This window comes from Paenibacillus sp. 01T422 (assembly GCF_056398785.1).
Genome location: NZ_JBFTQB010000321.1, coordinates 1 through 6,469, shown reverse-complemented (window position 1 = coordinate 6,469; position 6,469 = coordinate 1). Strand labels below are relative to the sequence as shown.

General features: G+C 50.3%; 4 protein-coding genes. All 4 read left to right on the top strand.

Translation table 11 applies throughout. The features are described from left to right. Positions 1 to 1,535 (top strand): SWIM zinc finger family protein (locus AC1DUA_RS18560; RefSeq protein WP_477501181.1); only part of this gene is annotated, 1,535 nt, incomplete at its 5' end. After that, positions 1,532 to 4,444 (top strand): DEAD/DEAH box helicase, encoded by a 2,913-nt coding sequence (locus AC1DUA_RS18555; protein ID WP_477501180.1) that lies wholly within the window; start codon positions 1,532 to 1,534, stop codon positions 4,442 to 4,444. The genes AC1DUA_RS18560 and AC1DUA_RS18555, both read left to right, overlap by 4 nt. A gap of 66 nt (positions 4,445 to 4,510) precedes the next feature. After that, the gene (uraA, locus tag AC1DUA_RS18550; RefSeq protein WP_477501179.1) at positions 4,511 to 5,779 is read left to right on the top strand and encodes a uracil permease; all 1,269 of its coding nucleotides are present in this window, start codon (positions 4,511 to 4,513) and stop codon (positions 5,777 to 5,779) included. Between the two features lie 136 nt (positions 5,780 to 5,915). After that, a partial coding sequence (locus AC1DUA_RS18545; RefSeq protein ID WP_477501178.1) for an AraC family ligand binding domain-containing protein occupies positions 5,916 to 6,469 on the top strand: 554 nt, incomplete at its 3' end.

Genomic DNA, 6,469 nt, shown 5'->3' with positions numbered 1-6,469 from the left:
GGTTGAAGCTGCTCGAATATGTGGCTGAAACCTATACAGACGTAACCCTTTCCAGAGGGTTTACCTATTTTAAGCAAGGACAAGTTGTCTCACTGAACATTTCTGATGCTCGTTTGGTGCAAGCCAAAGTCGATGGATCTGAGGTTTATCGCGTTTCGCTTAATCTAAATAAATTCAAAGACGGCAGCTGCACGTGCCCTGTTCAAGGCGCTTGTAAACATCAAGCCGCTGTCATGATGGAGCTGGCGGACCGTCTCGGATACCCGGCAACTCAGATTATGAATGCCAAAATGCAGCTGAAACGCGCGGCTTCGCTAGCTACCTCGGAATCCGCCATTCTGAAGTTGCCGAGCATGTCGGTAAGCGGCTGGCATCAGTTTCTGGATCAATTCACCGTCTCCATAAAACCAACCTATGATCAAGGTGTTTACGCTCAGCAGCTGCGCAGTCATTTAAGTACTCTAACGCAGGTTGCTGTTCCTTTTTCGGATCAGGATCGGGCATTTTTTGAACTACATCAAGCGTTATTCCTTCTCAGGAAAATAAAAGGACAAAATACACAAGGCGGGACGAGCTTCTTTACGTCTTCTGCAATCTACAAGATTTACGATGATGTTCTGATATGGTTAAAAGAGCACGCTTCCCGGTTAGCTCTCTCCGAGTCCAGCGAGCGCCTTGAGACAACATTCGCTTATCTCAGAGCGCAGATGGCTGAACAGCAAGGACACAGTTATCAAGATTTCGGCGTGTACGCAGCCCTTTGGAACGAATGGATAACCTCAGGAAAAACGGCGGCATTATCCTACGCCCCTAAGGAAGTTGAAGCAATTGAGACGTCTGTGTCCGTTGACACTGCCGCCACACCATCACTTACTGCCGCGAAAGCTTACATACACCTACTGATGTCACAAGCCCAATTAGCTTGGGCAACATTAGAGAAAGGGCCCGCTTTCAAAGACACGCCCGCCTATCTTTTCGTTACTTTCTTTGACCAACTGCAGCATTCCTTCAATTGGAAGGAACTTGTTAACTGGTTAACCAAAACGGCGCTCTTCTTCAACAATCCGCGAACCCGTGAGCTCGACACCTACGCGAATTATTGGCAGAAAGCTGTCGCACATTATCCAGAGGCTGAGGATCTAATGTGGAAAGCATTTGAAACTCTACTGCCGCGTTCATATTATCTCATCGAAAATGTCCTCTACGAACAGGGCAAATGGAAGGCCTGGCTCGAAATGCAGATTCTTCAGGGCCATGACCCGTTATTTCACAGAGTCAGCGTGCTTCAGCCAATCGAAAAGGAAGCGCCACAGCTGCTTCTACCCTATTACCATCAAGCGGTGAACCATTATGTTGGTTTGAAAAACCGCCATGACTATAAGGCTGCTGTCAGACTTTTGAAAAGGCTCGAAAAGGTGTACAAGAAAATGAAGCAGCCTGGCAACTGGGAAACATTTTTTGCCAGATTCGTTGAACGACATAGCAGACTGCGAGCTCTACAAGAGGAACTTAGGAAAGGAAAGCTGCTCGGATGAACGCCATATTGCATGATTTACAAGTGAGCATGACACTAACAGAAAGCGGCGATGCTTTATTCTGGGGAGCTCTTGATGACCGCGACGTGCCTGGCGACAAACTGCGAAATCTCCTGTTCGCTTGGCATGAACCCTCTTACTACGGCACTGCTCTGGACCTGCAGCAGGCTGGTGATATCTCCGTCGTTGTGCTTCCTGCGGACATGGTGATTCCCTTCTTCACGGCGCCAGATTTCATGGACATTCTGCGCTTTGATGATGGGAATGAAGGCATGAAAGCGATGCGCGAAATCTCACCACTTCTATACCAAGAAGCGCAAGCTGGCCACTATGTACCTAGCTTGCACGATTTCCGCAAAGGGACGCTCGGTTGGACTTGGGATGCAGAATCCGATGCGCTGAAATCATTCGATTGGGCCGCATTTCAAACCAATGATGCCCTCGGTCAAGGTCTAACGGGGCTGCGTTCGGCGTTCTCCGCTGTTATCACTGCGGAGCACTATGCAAGCGAAGCGGCGATTTCCGACCTTCGCCGGGATTACCCCGCGTTATTCCAACGGTCCGCTTCTACTGTCGCTCTGACGGAAGAAGAATGGCTCGCTTCCTTAGGATGGCGCCCTGACACGGCCCCGTTCCGCCCTGCGCTGCAGCTGCTCGAGCCTGATGAAGAGGACGACACGTGGCGACTTCGTCTTGTCCTGCAGGACAAGACGGATCGCTCCGTGCTCGCGCCGATTCGTCTGGCTGCGGACGGAACCGCAGCAGGAACTTGGGACAGCAGCTGGAGTCCTTATGTGCTGGAACGGTCTGCCGGCTGGGCAGCCAGGCTAGCCGAAACATTGCCCAGCGGAATCAGCTGCGTAGAGCTCTTGTCCACGCCACTTAGCGATGAATCGGCATGGACATTCTTAACGACAGACAGCCGGCATCTGCTGGACGGCGGCTGGAACGTCATGCTGCCCGGCTGGTGGGAGGCTGCCTCCAAGCGAAAGCCGCGGCTGCGCGCGAAAGTATCCTCTGAGGCTGGAGGCAAAGGGCAGTCGCTCTTCGGCTTGAACGCCTTAGTCGACTTCGACTGGCGGATTGCCATTGGGGAAGCGGATCTAAGCGAAGCAGAATTCGCTGCACTGCTTTCGCGTAATGAGCGTCTCATTCGCTTCCGGGGCCAGTGGGTCTATCTCGACCCCGCTCTGCTTGAGCAAATTCGCAGACTGATGTCGAGCGTTGACCCGCAAGAAGGTTTATCCTTGCTGGATATTTTCCAACTTCACTTACTGAATGAATCGGAGAAAGAGAATTCTGCTAAAGGAAGTTCAGTTCCAGAAGATGACGCGGAAAATGAAGAACGAATCCAACTGGAAGTTGAGTTAAATGCGCATCTGATGAAGCTTGTGCGTCAGCTCGCACAGCCATCAGAACTGCAGGAGATTCCTGTTCCTGCAGGCTTGCATGCTGAACTGCGCAGCTATCAACATGAAGGTTTCACATGGTTAACCTATTTAAGAAAATTCGGGCTTGGCGCCTGCCTTGCCGACGATATGGGACTTGGGAAAACCATTCAATTCATCACTTATTTGCTGCATCACCAAGCTGAATCCGAGCAGCCTGCACTGCTGATCTGCCCTACCTCTGTACTCGGCAATTGGCAGAAGGAGCTGGCCCGTTTTGCACCGGAGCTTAGAGTCCTGCTGTATTATGGCAAAGGCCGTTTAAGCGGCGAAGCGCTTTCTGAAGCCTTGAAAGACACCGATATCGTGCTGACCTCTTACACGACTGCTCTTATGGAGCAAGAGACGCTGCAAGAGACGGTATGGAGCTCCCTTTGTCTGGACGAGGCGCAAAATATTAAGAACGCCCAGAACAAACAGTCTGCCGCCGTTCGCTCATTAAAAGCCAAACACCGAATCGCCCTGACAGGCACACCGATCGAAAATCGGTTGTCTGAGCTGTGGTCGATCTATGACTTCCTGAATCCCGGCTATTTGGGGAATCAGCGCGGCTTCCAGCATCGTTTCGCGAATCCGATCGAGAAACACCAGGATGAGGAGCGGACGATGCAGCTCCAGAAGCTCGTCAAACCTTTTATGCTGCGCCGGAAAAAGAAAGATCCTGCCATCCAGCTCGATTTGCCGGATAAACAGGAGATGAAGGTCTACTTGAACTTGACCGCCGAGCAAGGCGCTCTATATGAGCAAGCGGTCAAAAACCTCATGGAGCGCATGCAAAAGCTGGAAGGCATGGAGCGCAAAGGCGCAATCCTCTCTGCCTTGACTCAGCTTAAGCAGCTTTGCGACCATCCGGTTCTGCTGACCAAGGAGGCTCCCCTCTCCGAGGAGRGCTTGCTTGACGAAGACAGCCGGGAAGGCTTCATCTCACGTTCAGCCAAGCTGGAAAGGCTCGCAGCGATGGTTGGCGAACTGCGGGATGAAGGCGACTCCTGCCTGATCTTCACGCAGTACGTCAGCATGGGCAAGATGCTGGTCGATATTTTGCAGGCACAGCGAGACGAACCCGTGTTGTACCTGAACGGCAGCACGCCGAAGCAAGAACGCGACAAGATGATTGACAAGTTTCAAGCCGCTGACGGGCCTGGCATCTTTATTTTGTCGCTGAAGGCAGGCGGAGTCGGTCTCAATCTGACCGCCGCAAACCACGTGTTCCATTTTGACCGTTGGTGGAATCCAGCCGTAGAAAACCAAGCCACAGACCGTGCCTACCGGATGGGACAGACAAGGAATGTGCAAGTGCACAAGTTTATTTCTCTGGGCACTCTTGAGGAGAAAATCGACGAAATGCTCGAGAGCAAGATGAGCCTGAGCGAAAATGTAATCTCCACCTCCGAAGCATGGATTACCGAGCTTTCTAATGAAGAGCTTCATGATTTATTTGCGCTGCGGAAAGACTGGTAAGGGTTACCTGCGAGCACGTTTTATGATAAGATATCGAACGAGAAGAAACAGAAAGGGAGTTACACCGTGTCTCGTATCATTCAAGTTGATGAACGCCCCTCCATAGGCGAAAGCATTCCCCTTAGCTTACAGCATTTATTTGCGATGTTTGGCTCCACCGTGCTTGTACCTATCCTATTTCATGTCGATCCAGCTACGATATTGCTCATGAATGGTATCGGCACCCTGCTCTATATTTTCATCACAAAAGGAAAAATCCCCGCTTTCCTGGGGTCTAGCTTTGCTTTCCTTTCACCTGTTTTCCTCGTCATCGGTCAAAAGGGCTATAGTGCGGCACTAGGTGGGTTCCTCGTTGTCGGTCTGATCTTTACGATCATCGCTATATTGATTCGCTACGTAGGAACACGATGGATTGATGTTGTCTTCCCGCCTGCGGCGATGGGCGCTATCGTGTCCGTCATCGGGTTAGAGTTAGTACCCACAGCCGCCTCTATGGCCGGCATTATCGCTCCTGCCGATGCCAAGGAAGCGTGGGTTCCCGATATGACCGTGATCACGGTATCTATTTTCACCTTTTTGATAGGCGTAGTAGGTTCCATCGTATTTCGAGGACTATTAAAGGTCATCCCTATTCTAGTGGCTATCATCCTTGGTTACTTACTTGCAGCATTTCTCGGCTTAGTGCATATTCAAGAAACCTTGAGCGCGGCTCAGTGGCTTAAGCTGCCGACCTTCTACTCACCAACGTTTGATTGGGCTAGCATATTAATCATCGCTCCTGCAGCACTTGTTGTAATTGCAGAGCATATCGGTCACTTGATCGTAACCAGCAATATGGTGGGCAAAGATTTATCCAAAGACCCAGGTCTAAGCAGATCCTTACTTGGAAACGGGATCTCCACGATGCTGTCCTCCTTGGTTGGATCTACGCCAAATACAACGTACGGTGAGAACATCGGCGTCATGGCGATCAGCCGTGTCTACTCCGTTTGGGTCATTGGCGGAGCAGCGATCCTGGCGGTTGTTCTCTCTTTTGTAGGGAAAATCTCCGCTTTGATTCAAACGATTCCTACGGCTGTCATGGGAGGCGTTTCCATGCTGTTGTTCGGCATCATCGCCGCTTCCGGTATTCGGATGCTCGTCGAGACAAAAGTTGATTATTCCAAACCTATCAATCTAATTCTGACAACGACGGTTCTTGTCATCGGTCTTAGCGGGGCAACGCTGAAGCTGGGGAATTTTGAATTGAAGGGTATGGCGCTGGCCACGATTGTTGCTATTGTCCTTAGCCTGTTTTTCAAACTGTTGGATAAGTTAAAGCTAACGAACGAGTAATTGATCCGTACGCGAGGATTTCTTTCCTGATAAGCGGATCATAGTTCCTCTGCCGATTCGCAGAGGGCCAAGGCAAGCTGTATCACCGTTATGCTCTACAGGCGATGCCCGAATATTCGTGAAAGGAATATAGGCTATGAAGAACGGAATGAACGCGAGTGAACGCACGTTCTGGAAGAAGTACCTCGCCAAAGCGAAGCTGGACTTATCCTATGCGGCATATACCAAAGTCCAAAAATCTTGGACGGATGAGAATCCCGCCTGTCCGTTTAACCGACTTTATTTTATTCGCGAAGGGGAAGGCTATGTCAGGATTGGGGATCAGACTTACTATCCGAAGCCTGGCGAGTTGTATTTGCTTCCAGCAGGCAGTGACCAAGCCTATGGTACGATAAGCGACGATACCTTCGGGAAATATTGGTGCCACTTTTCTGCCAAAATCGGGGATTTGGATTTGTTTCAAATTTTGCAAACCTCGCCATGCTTGAAAGTGCAGAACCCTGAAGAGCTGGTGAAAGCCTTTGAACAGCTGATCGCTTACAGCCAGAGCGATAGTATAACTTCAGAATTCCGGGCTTACTCGATTCTGATGACGTTTATTGCCGATTTTATCGAGCAAAATCAAACCGTTAAGCTCAATCTGACCTCCACGCCTACTTTCGAGAAAATGAACAAAGTCTTGCTCTACAT